This window comes from Bacillus sp. SRL337, assembly GCF_984799155.1.
This window is the reverse complement of the sequence record NZ_OZ481793.1, coordinates 1,280,994-1,299,494: the sequence shown is the minus strand read 5'-3', so window position 1 is coordinate 1,299,494 and position 18,501 is coordinate 1,280,994. Positions and strand designations below refer to the sequence as shown.

Here is an 18,501-nt window from a genome sequence, read left to right as displayed (position 1 = left end):
ACCTGGAATGGGTATTAAAATGTAAAATGATTTCCATATTGTATGTTGCATAAAAAAAGTGCTGAATCGGCTTAAAGACCGGTCCAGCACTTACTATTAGGCACTTGTGATGTCATTGGTATATTTCTTTTTGAAATAACCAGAGAAGTAAACAGCGGTCAGGGCTGCAAATGCCATGAAGTACAAGGAGAGAATACCTATGTTCTTCCAAACAAAATCAAAATCCCCACTTGATATAACTCCTCTAAAGGCGGCGACTGAATACGTCATTGGCATGAAGGCGCTGATTGGCTGCAGCTGTGCAGGTATCATTTCAATCGGGAATGTTCCGGCACTTGTCGTCAACTGAAGGATCAGGATGATGATTGCCGCAAACCTTCCTGGATCTCCTAAAATGGTGACCAGTGCCTGAACAATTGCGATGAACGTCAGACTGGCTGCAATCGACATAGTAATGAACATTGGAACACTTTGTACATCAATTCCCAATCCAAGCAGCAAAATACTGTCCGCAATCAATGACTGGACAATACCGAAGACAATCAATACTGCAAGTTTCCCTCTGAACCAAGCAAATCCGGAAGCTGGTGCAATCGCAGGTTCTCTCAATGGATATACAATCGAAATCAGAAGGGCTCCTACGAATAATCCCAGAGAAAGGAAATAAGGTGCAAACCCGGTCCCATAGTTTGGTACGTGGTTGAGTGCGTCTTTTTCCATTTCAACAGGTTCCGCCATCATATCAGATGTTTCCTCATTCGTTTTGAATGAGCTGGCTTCTTCTTCAGCCTTCTTCATTTCTTCACTAAATTCGGTTGTACCGTCATTGAGGGAATTCGTTCCTTCTTGCAACTCAGCAGAACCATCAGCGGCCTTTTGAGAACCGTCAGCAAGCTTCCCTGAACCGTCTTGAAGCTGACTCAAACCATTTTGAAGTTGAGATCCTCCAGAAGCAAGTTTTTCAGAACCGCTGACAGCGCTGGCTAAGCCATCATTCGCCTGTGAAAATTTGGCGATGAACTCAGACTGACCCTTTGATAATTCGTTTGTTCCTTCTGCCAGTTCTGCAGCACCAGACTTTAATTCAGAAAAAGCGCTGTTCAACCCTTTATTTCCTTCACTTAGAGCTTGAAGACCTCCTTTAAGTTGAGCAGTTCCAACCTGCAAATCTTCAGCCCCTTCAGATAATGCGGCTGTTCCTGCTTCAAGCCTGCCGCTGCCCTCCTGAAGTTTTTCCAGAAGCCCAGCAATCTGGGCGCGCTGTTCTTCAGGCATTGTTTCCAAGATCGGGGATAAGGACTGGTCCAGGACTGTAAGTCCCTTGGTGAGTTCCGAAGCTCCAGACTGAACCTCGGATGCTCCTTGTCCAAGAGCCTCCGCTCCATCGGCTGCATTGCCTGCTCCATCTTTCAGCTGCTCAGTACTTGTCACGATTTTCTCAAATCCTTCAGCAGCTTTTTCAGATCCTGCTGACAAGGCATCGGCACCAATGACTGCTTGATCAGATCCATTTTGCAGTTTTTCTGCTCCTTCATATAATTGGCTGTATCCGTTGAAAACTTCACCTAATCCTTCTGAAAGTTCCTTCGTCTTGACAGCGAGTTCATCCACCCCGCCCTTTACTTCAGAAAGGCCATTGTCAAATTCCAGGTTTTTTTCTGCCAGTAATGTCAAGTTTTCCTTCAATTCTGCAGCACCATTTGAGACTTTGTTCGTTCCTTCATTTAACTCGGAAGCAGCCTTGCTTGCATCAGCAAATCCCTGCCCCATTTTGTCTATGTTTTCAAACATTGTCTCAGCATATGTTTCAGTGACTGTTTTGGAAAGACTGGATTTAATTTCTTTTATCGCCGAATCGCCTATCTGGCCTGAAAGATAGTTAAATCCTTCATTTGGAACATATTTCAATGATAGCTTTTCCGGGTGTTCGTCGAGAAGAGTTGTCGCATTCTTTGAAAATGAATCGGGTATCTCTACCAGCATGTAATACTGTTGGTGCTGGAGGTCTTCGTAGCCTTCTTCTTGATCTACGAAGTGAAAGTTGAATTTATCACTGTCCTTCAACTTCTCAACCAGGTCTTCGCCCAGCTTCATCTCTTTCCCATCAAATTCAGCGCCGGAATCATTATTGACAACCGCAACCGGCAAATCTTCCAGCTGTCCGTACGGATCCCAGAACGCCCACAAGAACATTCCGCTGTACATGATCGGGATGAACATGACTGCGAGGATGGGAATAAACAATTTTCGATTACTGATGATCCTCTTCAATTCTGCTAGAAATAATGATTTTTTCATCCTTTATCCTCCTATATTGAACAAATGACCATTTTAGACATTTAGTCACATGTGATAAAAAAGAAAGAATTACCTCGAAGATAATCCTTCAAAAAGATACAATTCAAACAGCTTTGCAATTTGATCTTTATCAAGCGGCTCATGTCGTTGCTCCCAATCGAAGATAAGGGATACATATAATTGAAGCATGACAAAAGCTGTGATTTCAGGATTGCACTGCCTGATTTCACCTCTTTCAACAGCCTCCTGAATTTTCACCTTAATATAGGATATAACGGCTTCTTCAAGGCGCTTCCTTACCTCAATCACCGCCGGCGTCCCCATTTCCTGTTCCTCTTGAAACAACTTGATCGTCAACTGGTGTTCTTTTCTGAACTCCAAAATCCTGAATAACGCAGCATGTACGTTTTCAGAAAATGTATTCCGTGGGTTGATGACTTCCTCAGCTGCCTCTTTCATCTCTTTGATCAACGAACCGATGATTTCATCGAAAAGCTCTTCTTTATTTTTAAAAAAGTTATAAATTGTTCCTTTTCCTACGTTTGCAAGCTTTGATACTTGATCCATAGTAGTTGCTTTATACCCAAACAAAGAAAAGGATTTCGTTGCAGCCTCTACTATTAGTGTTTTTCGATCAATGGACATGCGCTCACCCTTTTGACTATGTGACCAAATCTGTAATATGGTCATATTAGATTCATATGTACATTATCATATATTTCACATTATAGCAACCACACTTTATTAAGGCGGATCCCGTATAGATTGATGTTGAAAACCGGATGTTTTCTGCGTCCGTATGTATTGGTTTCCTATTAAACAGCAGCAAAGTTTAATAAAGGCTGTTTTCGCAATAAATTGCGGCTATTTTAAAAGTAATCGATTTCCGCTCCAAGCTCGGGGCGGGCGTTGAGCCTCCGGGGTCTCACCTGGTCCCGCTAGTCCCGCAGGAGGTCGGACACCTTCCGCTCTAATCCTCCTACGTAAAAATGGGGAGGAGGATAATAAAGCATTCAAAAGCAACAATCTTTTAGAAAGGATCTTTTCGTAAACTTTGCTGCTATTTAATAATTATTCCGAAAGAGAGTGGAGTAATGAACCGGAAAAATTCCCTGTTTAGCAAGTGAGAAAAGAGCTTCTCTCTTCGTTCAGAGTGAAAAACGTAGTATACAGGGGAAAAATCCGCCTTTTGGGATTTTTTCGGAAATAACAATATATGCGAAAGCAACCTTAATAAAAGACACTTATTAATAGAAACAATTAAGAAAGATGGTGGAATTGTCGTTTTCAGTAACTATTTTCAAAGTTGGCCTTTTAGAGGGCGACTGGTTCATTTTCTATAAGGAATACCCAATTATACTATCAGATCTCAGGAAGTAATTATTGGGTCAACCTTGAAATGGATGGGAGCTACTAGTTCATCATTAATGGAGACATTCTTGAACAAGGACAAAAAATCTGCTCCATCCCTCTACTAACCATTCAATTCTTCAACTTCAAAACAAAGATATGGTCCATTCTTATTAAATTTGCTTCCCCCTTATTCTCCAAAACAGTATCAAGAAATATATAAAATTGCCCTGACAACACCTCAACCTCCAAACGTTCGAATTCTTGTCACAGATTCAAAAAGCACTCAAACCCTTGTAATATCAAGGTTTTCGCAACTGATTAATGGATTGTTTGCCGACTGTAAAAATCAACCTTACTTTTTTTGTAACAAATTAAACATGCCTTATGTGATATTATTCACTTACTGGAAGGCGCGATTATGTTAAATTGCTCTTCTGACAAACACAAATTTTTTTCAATAAGTTTGTGAAGTACTGAACATTTTTGAACAAATTGTGACATTTTATAAAAAGAAGGTGAGGAACAGAGATGAAATCACTAAAGCCTTTAATGATATTGCTGCCATTATCACTATTGCTTTTCTTAGGTGGCTGTGAGACGAATATGGTTGTTTTCGAACCACAGGGTCCGGTGGCAAGGTCCATCGCTGATTTAATCAACTGGTCGCTTATTTGGATGTTAATCGTAGTAGTATTCGTTTTTGCATTGTTTGCTTTTATCATCTGGAAGTACAGAGAGAAACCAGAAAACATGGACTATGAGCCGCCTGAAGAACACGGCAGCACACTGCTTGAGGTTATCTGGACAGGTATCCCGATTCTTATCGTCATCGCTTTGACGATTCCGACAGTTAAAACACTTTATGCGTTGGAAGAGGTTCCCCAATCACTTGAAGAAAAGGAACCGATTACGATTCATGTAACAGCTGCCGATTGGAAATGGATCTTCAGCTATCCTGAAGAAGGCATTGAAACCGTCAACTATGTCAACATTCCTGAGGATACTCCCGTCTTGTTCAAGCTGACGTCAGCCAGCACAATGCAGTCCTTCTGGGTACCAGCATTGGGCGGCCAAAAATATGCCATGGCCAAAATGGAAACAGAGCTTTATCTTGCTGCAGATAATCCTGGTTCTTATATGGGAAAAAACTCAAACTTCAATGGCCGCGGTTATGCCGAGATGGAATTTGAAGTACTGGCTCAAACTCAATCAGATTATGATGAGTGGGTCGAAGAAGTAAAAGACACGGCTCCTAAACTTACAGAACAAAAATATGAAGAACTATTAGAGCCTACTCACTTAGGCAGAATGACATTTAATGATACACACCTTGCATGGGTTGACCATTCAGATATGAAGTCAAAAACATACACCAACCCTGAATTATACCGTTACCACGGATACCAAGGAAAAACGTTTGAAGAAGAAGATAATTACAAAAACGCTGATGAAACAGATGAATCCAAGGAAGATGAAGATTCACACGGTGAGCACAGCGAAGATGAACACGACTCTCACGGAGGTGAACACCATGGGCATTAAATGGGATGAATTTTTCGTCACAGGAGACCCCCTTATCTTAGGAGCCCAGATCTCCATTGCACTGACAATGATCGGTATCGTTTTTGGTGTTACCTATTTAAAGAAATGGACCTGGTTGTGGAAGGAATGGATTACGACCGTTGACCATAAACGTATAGGAATCATGTATATAATCTCTGCCGTTCTGATGTTTTTCCGTGGAGGTATTGACGGATTGCTGATGAAGGCACAGACCTCAAGACCCGAAATGGAATTTCTGAATGCACAGCACTACAATGAAATTTTTACAACACACGGCGTTATCATGATTCTTTTCATGGCGATGCCTTTCTTGATTGGATTAATGAACGTTGTCGTCCCGCTGCAAATCGGTGCACGCGATGTTGCGTTCCCTCAATTGAATGCTTTGAGTTTCTGGCTGTTCTTTGCCGGAGCTATGCTATTCAACCTTTCATTCGTCATCGGGGGATCTCCTGATGCCGGATGGACATCCTACTTCCCGCTTGCTGGTAAGGAATTCAGCCCGGGTATAGCGAATAACTATTATGCAGTTGCCCTACAGATTGCCGGTATCGGTACATTGATGACAGGGATTAACTTTATCGTCACGATCTTAAAAATGAGAACAAAAGGCATGGGTCTGATGAAGATGCCAATGTTCACATGGACCACAATGATTACATCTGTGATCATTGTCGCAGCGTTCCCTATCTTTACTGTTGCATTGGCATTGATGACAACGGACCGTATTTTCGGAACGCATTTCTTCACAGTTTCCGGTGGAGGAATGGATATGCTCTGGGCAAACCTGTTCTGGTTATGGGGACACCCTGAAGTATATATAGTAGCATTGCCAGCCTTCGGTATTTTCTCTGAAGTCATTGCTACATTCTCTCGCAAATCACTGTTTGGCTATAAATCGATGGTTTACGCGATTGTCGGTATTGCTGTATTGAGTATGGTCGTGTGGGTCCACCACTTCTACACAATGGGCTCAGGCCCTGCTGTTAACTCCTTCTTCTCGATCACAACAATGATGATTGCGGTGCCGACGGGAGTCAAGATATTTAACTGGCTGTTTACCATGAGAAAAGGCCGGATCAAGATGACCACTTCCATGCTGTGGGCGCTGGCTTTCATTCCAACCTTCACGATCGGCGGTGTGACTGGTGTCATGCTTGCGATGGGTGCAGCAGATTACCAATACCATAATACATTGTTCCTGGTGGCTCACTTCCACTATGTATTGATTCCTGGTGTTGTTTACGCTGTATTTGCTGGATTATACTACTGGTGGCCAAAAATGTTCGGCCATATGCTGAATGAAAAGTTAGGAAAATGGCATTTCTGGTTATTTAATATCGGTTTCAACGTAACATTCATGCCTATGTTCTTCCTGGGACTAAAAGGGGCGGTACGCCGTTCTTATACCTTCTCAGCAGAATCAGGGTTCTCTGGATTGTTCTTGTTGTCTGCAATTGGTTCTATCATCCTTGCAGCTGGTTTCGCAGTATTCTGCTACAACATCTATTGGAGCATCCGCTACGCAGACCGCAATATCTCAAGCGATCCGTGGGATGCACGAACATTGGAGTGGGCAACTTCTTCTCCAGTTCAATATTACAACTTTGCAAAACAACCTGAAGTGAAAAAGATCGATGCTTTCTGGCATATGAAAAAGAACAATGAAGGCTTGACGTTAAGCGACTCAGAAATCAAGAAGATCCACATGCCAAGCAACTCCGGCTTGCCGTTCATCATGTGTGTGTTCTTCGGTACCGCAGGATTCTTCCTTGTATTTGAGTGGCAGATTGCAACCATTGTTGCTTCCGTCGGCATCATTGCCGGACTGATTTATCGTTCGTTCGATTACAACGAAGGATATTACATCCCTGTTGAAGAGATCAAAGAGGTTGAACGTTCATGGAGAAACAAAAAAGGAGAGGTGAACAAACATGTCAGCTAAAGTCGATACATCCCTTCCTTTAGAGTATCAAACAGAGCAAAACCGTTTGAATATCCTTGGTTTCTGGATATTCCTTGGAGCTGAGATCGCCCTCTTCGCTACCTTGTTTGCTGTCTATTCTGTGTTGAGCCACCGCTATGCCGGTGGTCCGACACACCAGGATATCTTTATGATCAAAGAGGTCTTGATTCAGACTGTATTGCTTCTGACATCCAGTTTCACATGCGGATTGGCTATATTTGAAATGAGACGCAGTAATTTGAAAGGGATGATTACCTGGTTAATCATTACCCTCGGCCTTGGTGCCGGATTCTTATTCATGGAAATCAGTGAATTCATACATTATGTACATGAAGGTGCAACAATTCAGACAAGTGCATTCCTTTCAAGCCTGTTCGTACTGCTTGGAACACACGGTGCCCACGTAACTTTCGGTATCTTCTGGGCAAGTATGGTCATTATCCAGCTTGTAAAAAGAGGACTGACCCCTGTTACTGCCCGAAAGGTATTTATCATCGGATTGTACTGGCATTTCCTTGATGTGGTCTGGATCTTCATCTTTACATTCGTTTATCTGAAAGGGTTGGTGATGTAAATGGAAAAGAGCACTAAAAGCTACCCGATAAGTCATGTGGCCGGTTTCATCATGTCACTCGCCCTAACCTTTGTTGCGGCTTGGGCAGCACTAAAAACCTCTCTTTCCTTTACGGTAATTATGTGGGTAATAGGAACACTTGCCATTATTCAGGCAGGTCTTCAGTTATTCATGTTCATGCACGTCAATGAAGGAGAAGATGGCAAAGTACAGATTGTCAATATCATTTATGCCGTATTCTGTGCGGTCGTCATTGTTATCGGTTCTATCTGGGTATTGTCATCTGGTCATGCTGCGCACTAAGAAAAGCGGAAAGGCCCCGCTAAGCGGCGTACAGATTGGAGGACTCTCGTATGAGATAAAGGAATCACGAAGAGCTTCAGCGATTCGATGATGACTTATCGTAAGGAGAGAGACCGAAATCTGCTAGCCGTTGGGGCCTTGGAGCTGGACAATTAGAAAAGCGGAAAGGCCCCGCTAAGCGGCGTACAGATTGGAGGACTCTCGTATGAGATAAAGGAATCACGAAGAGCTTCAGCGATTCGATGATGACTTATCGTAAGGAGAGAGACCGAAATCTGCTAGCCGTTGGGGCCTTGGAGCTGGACAATTAGAAAAGCGGAAAGGCCCCGCTAAGCGGCGTACAGATTGGAGGACTCTCGTATGAGATAAAGGAATCACGAAGAGCTTCAGCGATTCGATGATGACTTATCGTAAGGAGAGAGACCGAAATCTGCTAGCCGTTGGGGCCTTGGAGCTGGACAATTAGAAAAGCGGAAAGGCCCCGCTAAGCGGCGTACAGATTGGAGGACTCTCGTATGAGATAAAGGAATCACGAAGAGCTTCAGCGATTCGATGATGACTTATCGTAAGGAGAGAGACCGAAATCTGCTAGCCGTTGGGGCCTTGGAGCTGGACAATTAGAAAAGCGGAAAGGCCCCGCTAAGCGGCGTACAGATTGGAGGACTCTCGTATGAGATAAAGGAATCACGAAGAGCTTCAGCGATTCGATGATGACTTATCGTAAGGAGAGAGACCGAAATCTGCTAGCCGTTGGGGCCTTGGAGCTGGACAATTAGAAAAGCGGAAAGGCCCCGCTAAGCGGCGTACAGATTGGAGGACTCTCGTATGAGATAAAGGAATCACGAAGAGCTTCGGCGATTCGATGATGACTTATCGTAAGGAGAGAGACCGAAATCTGCTAGCCGTTGGGGCCTTGGAGCTGGACAATTAGAAAAGCGGAAAGGCCCCGCTTAAGCGGCGTACAGATTGGAGGACTCTCGTATGAGATAAAGGAATCACGAAGAGCTTCGGCGATTCGATGATGACTTATCGTAAGGAGAGAGACCGAAATCTGCTAGCCGTTGGGGCCTTGGAGCTGGACAATTAGAAAAGCGGAAGCAGCGGTCCAAACTGGCAGCTGATACAAAAAAAATACAAATTTTAAAAGGCTTGGAGATTTTTTTCTCCAAGCCTTCTTTGCATCTGTAAATTATATTCTATTCTTGATCATTCCGCTCATTTCAGGCTTGCTCTTTCCTGTAAACTCCTCAATAAGAGGCAAGAAAATCATCGTTACGAAGATAAACATGAATCCAACCATCACACCGATTCCGATTGAAAGCATATAATCTTGTGTGGCACCGCTTACAAAAAAGCTATAAAAAGTAATCATTAATCCGATTGCTGTACCTGCAGCAGATAACCATTTTACAACTGCTAATGTTTGTTCTTTATTTCCCATCCGGTTCTCCCCCTTTATATACTATTTTATGTTTGTTCACAGATTTGTCAAATAAAATTCTTAAAAAATTCAAAAATAGTTTTTCCGTCTACTTTAGAACACAATTATTCTCCTGTATTTAAAAGAGAGTATTTCCAGGTAGCCCCTCTTCAAGTGACCTTGTGCTCGTTTTCCATCCTCAAGGCGGTGGTTGTACCATTTTTTCTTATGAACCTTTTTGCAGGAATAGATTTACAGACGAAATGTTTCCCTAGAATACTTGAAACTGGACTAAAGGGTAGGTTTCTCTTCTAATCGTACCCTTATAACTCTTGGAAATGGCCACTAGGGGTACGTTTAAAGATGAAACGTGCCTTTCATATCTCTGAATCTCCCTGAAAGGGTACGCTTGGCAGGCAAACACAAAAAAGCATGCACGCTGATTGCCAGCGCGCATGCTTTTTATATCATGATAGGTATTTCAATACATCATGGACTGCTTTCTCACCCTGATCAATACAATCAGGAAGACCGAGACCTTCAAACGAGCTTCCAGCAATGAACAAGCCTGGAAGTTCCCTTTTGACATCTGACTGCATGGTCTCTAATCTGTCTTTATGCCCGACAGTGTACTGAGGCATGGCATCTTTCCACCTTGATACGATGGTGAATTCCGGTTCCATCGAGATGTCCATGATTTTGTTCAGATCCTGAAGGACAATTTTTTCTATCTGGCTGTCAGAAAGATCGACAACCGCTTCATCTCCTGCCCTGCCGACATAGCATCTCAGCAATACTTTTCCTTCTGGAGTCGAATGCGGCCACTTTTTGTGTGTCCATGTGCATGCGGTGATTGTATAATCACTGTTGCGTGACACGACAAAACCAGTCCCATCGATGTCCTTTGTGATGGCTTCTTCTGGAAAAGCCATGGCAACCGTAGCCACCGAAGTAGCCGGAGTATTTTTTAAATGATCAAAGAAACGGTATTGAGGGAACATTGCCGGGATGGCCGGATGCGGAGTTGTCACAATGACACTGTCCGCTTCCAGTCTTTCACCGTTATTCAGTAATAAAGAATAGCTGCTATTCTCATCCTTCTCAATATGTTCGACTCTGACTCCTTTCAAAACAGAATCAGGGGCAAGGTTCTCTTCAATCGCATCCACTAATGACTGTAAGCCTCTCGTTAATGTCAGGAAGATCCCTTTTTTCTTTCCACCTTTATTCTGTGGAGCCGGGGTTGTCTTTCTCATTCCAAGAATCAAGCTTCTATGCTTTTGTTCAACCTGGTAAAATTGCGGGAATGTTGACATAAGGCTGAGCTGATCAATATCGCCAGCATAGATTCCTGACAACAGCGGTTCGATTAAGTTTTCAACCACTTCATCACCAAGTCTCCTTCTGAAGAATTGGCCGAGTGACTGATCCCCTTTTACGCTGGATTTGGGTAAAACAAAGTCAGCTGCCGCCCTTGCCTTGCCTTGCATTGAAAACAAACCGGTGGTAACAAAAGGAGCCATCTGTGTGGGAATCCCCATTACAGAGCCTCCCGGCATTGGATGAAGTTCTTCATTCACAAGAACATAAGACTTGCCAGTCGAGTTGTTGACAAGTTCATCATCCACTCCGACCTCTTTTGCAAGTCTGGCAGCACTCTCTTTCCTTTCAAGAAACGAATCTGGTCCTCTTTCAATCACAAAGCCGTCCTTTGTCACCGTCTGGATTTTACCGCCGAGTCTATGGCTGGCTTCAATCAACGTAATATCAAGTGGACGTCCGGTCTTTTCGGCTTCTTTTTGTAAATAATAAGCTGATGTTAATCCTGTAATTCCCCCGCCGATAATTACTACCTTTTGTTTCTCCACTGGTCCATCGCCTTCTTTTTATAGTTTTGTTTCTTATTGTAGATGTTTCATGACAACCGTTGCCAGAGCATCAATGAACTCGGGCTTTGCGTTTGGCATATCCGGTCTGTAATAGCTTGCGCCTATTTCGTCTGTTACGACTTTGCATTCATAATCATTGTCATAGAGTACTTCCAAATGATCGGCAACGAAACCGACTGGGATATAGACAAATGTGTTATATCCTTTTTCTTTATGAAGATCCCTCGTTAAATCCTGAACATCCGGCCCAAGCCATGGATCAGGAGTGTTTCCTTCGCTCTGCCAGCCTACTGCATATTCGGTAACGCCCGCACCTTTGGCAATCAGGTCTGCTGTTTCCTGCAGCTGATCAGGATATGGATCTCCATCTTTCAGGATTCTTTCTGGAAGGCTGTGAGCAGAAACAACTAATACTGCCCTATTTCGTTCATCTTCCGTCATTTTTGCATAAGTTTCTTTTACTTTCTTTACCCAGTATTCGATGAATTTCGGTTCATCATACCAGCTCTCAATCGAAGTGATTTCCGGACCGCCGATTTTAGCCGCTTCTTCTTTCGCACGTCCATTGTATGATTTTACACTGAAGGTTGAAAAGTGCGGTGCCAAAACAATCGATACAGCTTCTTCTATTCCATCTTCATGCATTTGCTGCACAGCATCTTCAACAAACGGTTCAATATGTTTAAGGCCAAGGTACATTTTGAATTCAACTTCATCCTGAATGGCATTCAGTCGCTCTTCCAGCGCTTTACCCTGATCCAGCGTGATCTTCGCCAATGGGGAGATTCCTCCGATTGCTTCATAACGCTGGGTCAGATCTTCAAGCATTTCCGGTGAAGGCGTTCTGCCGTGGCGGATATGTGTGTAATAACGTTCGATGTCTTCTTCTTTATATGGTGTCCCATATGCCATTACAAGGAGACCCATTTTTTTCTTTGCCATTTCTTTTCACCTCGAATTTTTGTTCGTTGTTGTGTACGTGATTAGCCTCTCAGCTTCTCAGCACTGTATTCATGGACAAAAGCCGTCAGCTTTTTCAGGGTTTCAGGCTTAACAGATGGGAACACGCCATGGCCAAGGTTGAAGATATGACCCGGATTTTCAATTCCCTTATCAATGATTGCTTTCGCTTTTTCTTCAATGACATCCCATGGAGCAAGCAGAATAGCAGGATCCAAATTACCCATGACGGTCTTTGTGATTCCATTTGAGCGCGCTTCCTCAATCGGAAGTCTCCAGTCCAAACCGACCACATCAATCGGAAGGTCATGCCATTCCATGGAAAGGTGGCTTGCTCCGACCCCGAACATGATTAATGGTACATTTTCTTTTTTCAATTCGGCGAATATCTTTTCCATTATTGGTTTGATGAACGTACGGTAATCCTGTACATTCAGGGCACCAACCCAGGAATCAAAGATCTGGAACGCAGAAGCTCCTGCTTTGATTTGGGCACGGCCGTATGCAATGGTCATGTCAGCCAGCTTGTCCATCAAGGTGAACCAGGCTTTGGGTTCAGCGTACATGAAGGCTTTTGTCTTATTATAGTTTTTAGACGGTCCGCCCTCAATCATGTAGCTTGCCAATGTAAAAGGAGCGCCTGCAAATCCAATTAACGGCACTGAAAGCTGCTCTTGTGTCAGCAACTTGATTGTATCCAGCACATAAGGTACATCATTTTCAGGATCAATCTCTCCAAGTTTTTCAACATCCGCAAGGGATCGAATCGGATTTTCGATGACCGGTCCAATTCCTGTCTTGATATCAACATCCACTCCTATCGAAGGCAGTGGAGACATGATATCTTTATACAAAATTGCAGCATCCACATCATATTGTTCTACCGGCAGGCGGGTAACATAAGCGCAGATTTCAGGCTGATGGGTAATTTCAAATAGGGAATATTTTTTCTTCAGTTCCCTGTATTCGGGCTGAGAGCGCCCGGCCTGTCTCATATACCAAACTGGTGTATAGTCAGTCTTCTCCCCTCTTGCCGCTCTTAAAAATGTGTCATTCATTTTCTTCATATTTATATGTCCACCCTTCTACATTCCTCTATGTACACCATTGTATTATATTATGGCTCAAGAATAAAAAATGAAGCAGTTAATGTAACCTATCCGTTCATATATCCCGTTTTCACTATAGACTTTTCCACTATAAAAGTATAGTTGGTGACTCTAAATGTCATAAATTTGCCGATTTTATTATGGCGGTTTGTTCAAAATTCAAGCGCTGGATTTGCGGGAGCCTGTTGAAAGCGATATCATGGATATACCATACACAGGCCTTTCACTATTGAGGGGGAGTTTCACCTGTTGAAGCAATGGGAAAGATATAACTAAACAATTGGCAGGAGTGAAAATGATATGTATGTTTATATGACAAGCGGTACACATGAATTTCTTAAAACATTAGAAAACAAACATTCCGATCAAACCATCCTCCTTATGGATAATGCTGATACGTCCGTATTGGTCCATGAAACAGAAGGGAAATCCGTTTTCCAGGAACCAAGACGGTACGAAGTGATCGATTCATCAGGCGATCTTCAAAAACATGGATTTGTCGTCATCAATAATATTCCTGTCTCCGACGAAGGACGTCCAGTATTTGAATACCGTTTCAAGAACCGTGCAGGTTTAATTGAAGAAGTTGCCGGTTTTATCGCCATCAGGGTGCTTCGCCCACTTGACACGGATACCTATTCGATCTTGACTCAATGGGAAGATGAACATTCCTTTAAACAATGGCAGGATTCCCAGCAGTATGCAAAGGCTCATGAAAAAAGGGGAACCGCGGATGGCGTTGATGCGCAGAGAAACATGTTCCCCCGCCCTTCCTTTGTAACCAAATACAGCATTGCTGAAGATGAAGAATAAACAAAAGCCGGGCCGCTATTTGCGGCCCGGCTTTTGTTTCATGAAGCTGGAGAGTATTATTTACGTCCTATTTAAAGTGTCCCCTAAGCCGGTGAATTCATGTAATCATATGGTTAGACCGCGTCAGCCTTTTAATAATGGATTTTTTTCCGTTATTCACCTGCTATATCGTGTCAACTATTTTATCATAGGATGTTTTTTGCTTAAGCCTCCGCCTTCGAAAGGTGTCCCATGTTACTCCACCTGTCTCTTCAGCAAAATTCCGTTTCTATTGGCATAGATGGCAGCCTGGGTACGGTCGGCAACTCCTAATTTACTGAGGATATTGCTGACATGAGTTTTTGTTGTTTTAATACCGATGAACAATTCTTCCGATATTTCCTGGTTTGTCATTCCCTCTCCCAAACATTTCAGGACATCGAGTTCCCTGGCAGTCAAGTCCTCATGCAGCTTCTTTTGCTGTGGGCGAAATCGGTTCATCATCTTGTCAGCGACTTTCGGGGCAATCACGCTCTCTCCCTTTACAGCTTTATAAACAGCTGATATCACTTCCTCTGCACTTGCCGTTTTCAAGAGGTAGCTGTGTGCGCCTGCTTCAATCGCAGGGAAAACCTTTTCATCATCATAGTAGCTTGTAAGTATAATAATCTTGCAGTCTGGCAGAAATGCAAGGATTTCCTGTGTGGCATCAATTCCATTTCCGTTCTCCATCAATAGGTCCATCAGGATGATTTGCGGTTGATAAAGCTTTGCGAGTTTAACGGCTTCATTGCCGCTTGATGCTTCCCCCAGGAATTCGATTCTTTCTTCGGTCAGCAGGTACGTCTTCATTCCCAGCCGGACCATTTCATGATCATCCACAATCATCACTTTGATTTTATCCATTCCTGTTCTCCCCTTCTTCCCTTAATGGTATCCGTATATTAATATATGTCCCTTCGTTTTCCTTGGAGCGGATTTGAAAGATGCCGCCGATTTCTTCACAGCGCTCCCTCATTGTCTGCAAGCCGTAGGACGTCATCTTTTGTTGATTGACACTGAAACCTTTTCCATTATCACTGATATATAAGTTGAGGCTGGAATCAATTTTTTTGGTGGAAATCTTAATTTGAGTCGCTTCAGCATGCCGGAGGATGTTGGAAATCCCCTCTTGGACGATACGAAACAGATGAGCCTCGGCTCCCTTAGTCAACCCTTCGAGGTGATTGAATTCGGCCGAAATATCGATTGGTGTCTTTTCCTTCAGTTCATGAATCAGCTTCTTTAACCCCTGTGAAAGACTTTCTCCCTTCAAATCGATCGGTCTTAAGTGAAGCAGCAGTGCCCTCATCTCTCCCTGGGCTTTCGAAGCGATTTCTGCTACCTGCTTCAGGATCGGTTCTGCATCCTTTGGCTTTTTTTGCACAGTGCGTACCGCTGCTGATGAAAGCATATTAAGAGCAAAGAGCTGCTGGCTGACTGAATCGTGCAAATCCCTGGCAAGACGATGCCTTTCTTCCATTACAGCTGCCTGATGAGCCTGATCCGCCAACTCCGATTTTTCATCTGCGAGTCTTTGCAGGGACTTTACCTGCTCCTGGATATAGACGGCCAGTTGGTTAAGCTCCTCTGTTAAAATTCCGATCTCATCTGGTTTGCTGTCGTCAACTCTCGCTGAAAACCTTCCGCTTCTCAGGACTGAAACAAAGGTCGAAATATCATCCAGCCTCCCCTTAAATAAAAAGCCTGTCCGGAAACCAAAGTAAATGCTCAGCATTAGAAAAATAAGCAGGACAAGCAGGGTGAGATACAAGGATCCTGCAAGTGTGATATGAGAGGTTTCCGATACCAGAATATAGAATTGGATAATCAGGAAAAAGAATAGTGTGCCCATTAACCCCATCATAAAAAAACTTTTGAAAAACCCAAAACCAATATTAGAAGATTTATTCAATGGCTGCACCTCACTAAACCTTATTGATTTTCACAGAACCAATACTGAATTCTATAAAGATCTTTATTTTTTTCTCAGCCTCTTCGTATCCTGGAGACCGGTAGCTCATGGTCGGTTTGATATCAGAGGATTTCTGGCCGAATAGCTTGATATCTCCTATGCTTCCATCGATACTGATATCCACCGGGATATCCTCAGGGATCAGCATTTTCACATCCCCTATCCACCCTTTTAAATAAATCGGGGTTTCACCTTCAGGAATATACGCCTTGCTGATATCAAAATAGTAACTTCCAATCATGTTAGAGAGCCTCATCGATTCAAGCGGCCAATTGGGCTGATTGTATTTGATATCACCGATGAAATGGCTCTTGTTTATTTTGACTTTCTCATATTCTTTTTTCTGCACAATGTCATCTTCATCTAAAAAATCATCACTTGAATACATCACCCTGATTCGGCTTTTCTTCCATAGCACGGTAAAGGCAAACCCAATCAAGCTTACCGGCCACAGTTTCCACCAGTCACCATAATGGAAGGATACAACCTCAAAACTATCTAGTATGAGCAAGGCGCCATATATGGATAAAAAGAGCCCAAAGGTAAATTTAAACATCCTTTTCCACTTAACACCTGAATACATCCATTTCAATCCCTGAAACAGCAAGAGCAGCGGAATGAACATGACAAATAACTGTTTTATTTCCAAGGAAATGACACCAATATTAATAAAAAGCAATACTACGCCGGTCAATAATAGTACCGCTGAGAAAAACCATTGTTTTCCGCCAGAATTCTTCAATTTCTACACCGCCTTTAACCAGTCTTTTCTCATTTTGATGAACAACGTTAAAATCCTTTATTTTTCCATACAAAGGTCAATCGTTTTGAAGAATAGAAAATACCTTATGATTACAGTCTACCTATGTATTTTGCTCCTTAAGAGGAGCATCCGCATGAAATGGGCTCCGTCCCAAGACTGAATTTACTTACGTACCTCTTCACAATCATTTTCAGCCTGAATATTCTGTAATACCAAAGGGCAGATACCCTTTTTTGAAAGTGAGGAGGAATTTTAATGCTGGTGGAATTGACCGCACTACACTGGCTGTATTTAGGCTTTATCGGGTTAATCATCCTTTTTATGGTGTTCAGGAAAGATACAACAATTGTTTGCATAGCAGGAGTTTTTCTCATTGCTTTGTTTGCCAAAGGCTCGTTAACCAGCTCTGTGAGCAGTGTCTTTAACAGCTTCATATATGCCATAACAGAGCTGCTCCCTACTATTTTGGTTATTTCAATCATTGTCGGTATGAGCCGGAGCCTTACTAAAACCGGTATTAATGATGTGATGATCAGTCCGTTTGCCAAATTGATCAAGACCCCCGCACTCGCCTATTGGACGATCGGGATTGTCATGATGTTGATATCTTGGTTCTTCTGGCCGTCACCTGCAGTAGCCCTTCTGGGAGCAGTCCTGGTTCCTGTCGCACTTCGAGTCGGCTTGCCTGCACTGGGAATTGCGATGGCAATGAATCTATTTGGCCATGGCATTGCCCTCTCCGGCGACTTTGTTATACAGGCTGCACCCAAGCTGACCTCAGATGCTGCAGGACTCGATGTTTCACAGGTTATTCAGGCAAGTATACCACTAGTTGCCGTGATGGGGATTGTCACTACGGTGACCGCGTTTCTATTTTTAAGGAGGGATATCAAGAAAGGAATATTGGTGGTCGAAGACTCTGAAATCAAAGGCACAGCCGAAGAAAAAGGGCCTGAACTTTTAAGCAGCTCCGCGAAAAAGTTTCTTGCCCTTATGATCCCTGTCCTTTTTGCCTTAAATATCCTTGCGATGTCCGTATTCAGCCTTCAGGGAGGAGATGCGACTGCGCTTATTGGCGGTACATCCATCTTCATCCTGTTGATCATTTCACTCTCCGGCTATAAGGCCAAGGGGCTGGAACAATCAACAAGCTTTATCATTGAAGGGTTTCAATTTGGATTTAAAGTATTTGGCCCGGTCATTCCTATTGCCGCTTTTTTCTATCTCGGAGATTCAGGGTTTACGGCAATCATCGGCGAAGGGCATCTTCCTGAAGGTTCTTCGGGGATTGTAAATGATCTTGGCGGTGCTCTGGCCGCTGCAGTTCCGCTGTCCAAAGCGGTGGGCGCTGTTACCCTGACGACGGTGGGTGCGATAACAGGGCTGGATGGATCAGGGTTTTCAGGTACAGATGGCAGCCGCCGGTATGAGTGCCCAAGGGACAAGGGTGCCGCCCCCGATCCAGATGGCGGATATCTGCCCGAGAGCAGTTAAAGT

Annotated in this window: 15 protein-coding genes; 6 read left to right on the top strand and 9 right to left on the bottom strand. The window is 43.3% G+C overall.

What is annotated here, in order from left to right; genetic code table 11:
- Window positions 1–96: 96 nt before the first annotated feature.
- Window positions 97–2,298, bottom strand: coding sequence for a YhgE/Pip family protein (locus tag AC4E8A_RS06365; RefSeq protein WP_490197470.1), 2,202 nt, complete (start codon window positions 2,296–2,298; stop codon window positions 97–99).
- A 69-nt stretch (window positions 2,299–2,367) separates the two neighbouring features.
- Window positions 2,368–2,943: a TetR/AcrR family transcriptional regulator gene (locus AC4E8A_RS06360; protein ID WP_490197468.1), complete on the bottom strand. Its 576-nt coding sequence runs from the start codon at window positions 2,941–2,943 to the stop codon at window positions 2,368–2,370.
- A 1,236-nt stretch (window positions 2,944–4,179) separates the two neighbouring features.
- Between AC4E8A_RS06360 and qoxA the strand changes: the two genes are divergently transcribed.
- The 4 genes from qoxA to qoxD are packed head-to-tail and all read left to right on the top strand — an operon-like array spanning window position 4,180 to window position 8,057.
- Complete coding sequence (gene qoxA / locus AC4E8A_RS06355; protein WP_490197466.1) at window positions 4,180–5,193, top strand: cytochrome aa3 quinol oxidase subunit II; 1,014 nt, start codon at window positions 4,180–4,182, stop codon at window positions 5,191–5,193.
- Window positions 5,183–7,159 carry a cytochrome aa3 quinol oxidase subunit I gene (gene qoxB / locus AC4E8A_RS06350; protein WP_490197464.1) on the top strand — a complete coding sequence of 659 codons (1,977 nt, stop codon included), beginning with the start codon at window positions 5,183–5,185 and terminating at the stop codon, window positions 7,157–7,159. Before qoxA ends, qoxB begins: the two co-directional genes overlap by 11 nt.
- Window positions 7,149–7,754 carry a cytochrome aa3 quinol oxidase subunit III gene (gene qoxC, locus AC4E8A_RS06345; RefSeq protein WP_490197462.1) on the top strand — a complete coding sequence of 202 codons (606 nt, stop codon included), beginning with the start codon at window positions 7,149–7,151 and terminating at the stop codon, window positions 7,752–7,754. The genes qoxB and qoxC overlap by 11 nt, the downstream gene beginning before the upstream one ends.
- Window positions 7,755–8,057, top strand: a complete 303-nt coding sequence (qoxD, locus tag AC4E8A_RS06340; RefSeq protein ID WP_490197460.1) for a cytochrome aa3 quinol oxidase subunit IV — start codon at window positions 7,755–7,757, stop codon at window positions 8,055–8,057.
- Between the two features lie 1,189 nt (window positions 8,058–9,246).
- On the opposite strand, the gene AC4E8A_RS06335 is transcribed toward qoxD, so the two are convergent.
- The 4 genes from AC4E8A_RS06335 to hemE all read right to left on the bottom strand — a co-directional run bounded on the left by AC4E8A_RS06335 (window position 9,247) and on the right by hemE (window position 13,393).
- On the bottom strand, window positions 9,247–9,498 hold the full coding sequence (locus AC4E8A_RS06335; RefSeq protein WP_490197458.1) for a hypothetical protein: 252 nt from the start codon (window positions 9,496–9,498) through the stop codon (window positions 9,247–9,249).
- Window positions 9,499–9,944: 446 nt separating this feature from the next.
- The gene (hemY, locus tag AC4E8A_RS06330) at window positions 9,945–11,345 is read right to left on the bottom strand and encodes a protoporphyrinogen oxidase (protein WP_490197457.1); all 1,401 of its coding nucleotides are present in this window, start codon (window positions 11,343–11,345) and stop codon (window positions 9,945–9,947) included.
- Between the two features lie 33 nt (window positions 11,346–11,378).
- Entirely contained in the window at window positions 11,379–12,308 is a 930-nt protein-coding gene (gene hemH / locus AC4E8A_RS06325; RefSeq protein ID WP_490197455.1) for a ferrochelatase, read from the bottom strand.
- A gap of 41 nt (window positions 12,309–12,349) precedes the next feature.
- Entirely contained in the window at window positions 12,350–13,393 is a 1,044-nt protein-coding gene (gene hemE, locus AC4E8A_RS06320; protein ID WP_490197454.1) for a uroporphyrinogen decarboxylase, read from the bottom strand.
- A 342-nt stretch (window positions 13,394–13,735) separates the two neighbouring features.
- Between hemE and AC4E8A_RS06315 the strand changes: the two genes are divergently transcribed.
- A complete protein-coding gene (locus AC4E8A_RS06315; protein WP_490197453.1) occupies window positions 13,736–14,248 on the top strand; it encodes an antibiotic biosynthesis monooxygenase family protein in 513 nt (170 codons plus the stop codon).
- Window positions 14,249–14,482: 234 nt separating this feature from the next.
- Here the strand turns inward: AC4E8A_RS06315 and AC4E8A_RS06310 are convergent, their stop codons facing one another.
- From AC4E8A_RS06310 to liaF, 3 genes are read right to left on the bottom strand one after another with little or no spacing between them, the layout of a single operon-like run.
- Window positions 14,483–15,133, bottom strand: coding sequence for a response regulator transcription factor (locus tag AC4E8A_RS06310; RefSeq protein WP_490197452.1), 651 nt, complete (start codon window positions 15,131–15,133; stop codon window positions 14,483–14,485).
- On the bottom strand, window positions 15,126–16,181 hold the full coding sequence (locus tag AC4E8A_RS06305; RefSeq protein ID WP_490197451.1) for a HAMP domain-containing sensor histidine kinase: 1,056 nt from the start codon (window positions 16,179–16,181) through the stop codon (window positions 15,126–15,128). Before AC4E8A_RS06305 ends, AC4E8A_RS06310 begins: the two co-directional genes overlap by 8 nt.
- Before the next feature lie 13 nt (window positions 16,182–16,194).
- Window positions 16,195–16,983, bottom strand: a complete 789-nt coding sequence (liaF, locus tag AC4E8A_RS06300; protein ID WP_490197449.1) for a cell wall-active antibiotics response protein LiaF — start codon at window positions 16,981–16,983, stop codon at window positions 16,195–16,197.
- A gap of 276 nt (window positions 16,984–17,259) precedes the next feature.
- Between liaF and AC4E8A_RS06295 the strand changes: the two genes are divergently transcribed.
- Entirely contained in the window at window positions 17,260–18,498 is a 1,239-nt protein-coding gene (locus AC4E8A_RS06295; RefSeq protein ID WP_490197448.1) for a hypothetical protein, read from the top strand.
- The last annotated feature ends 3 nt before the right edge of the window (window positions 18,499–18,501 follow it).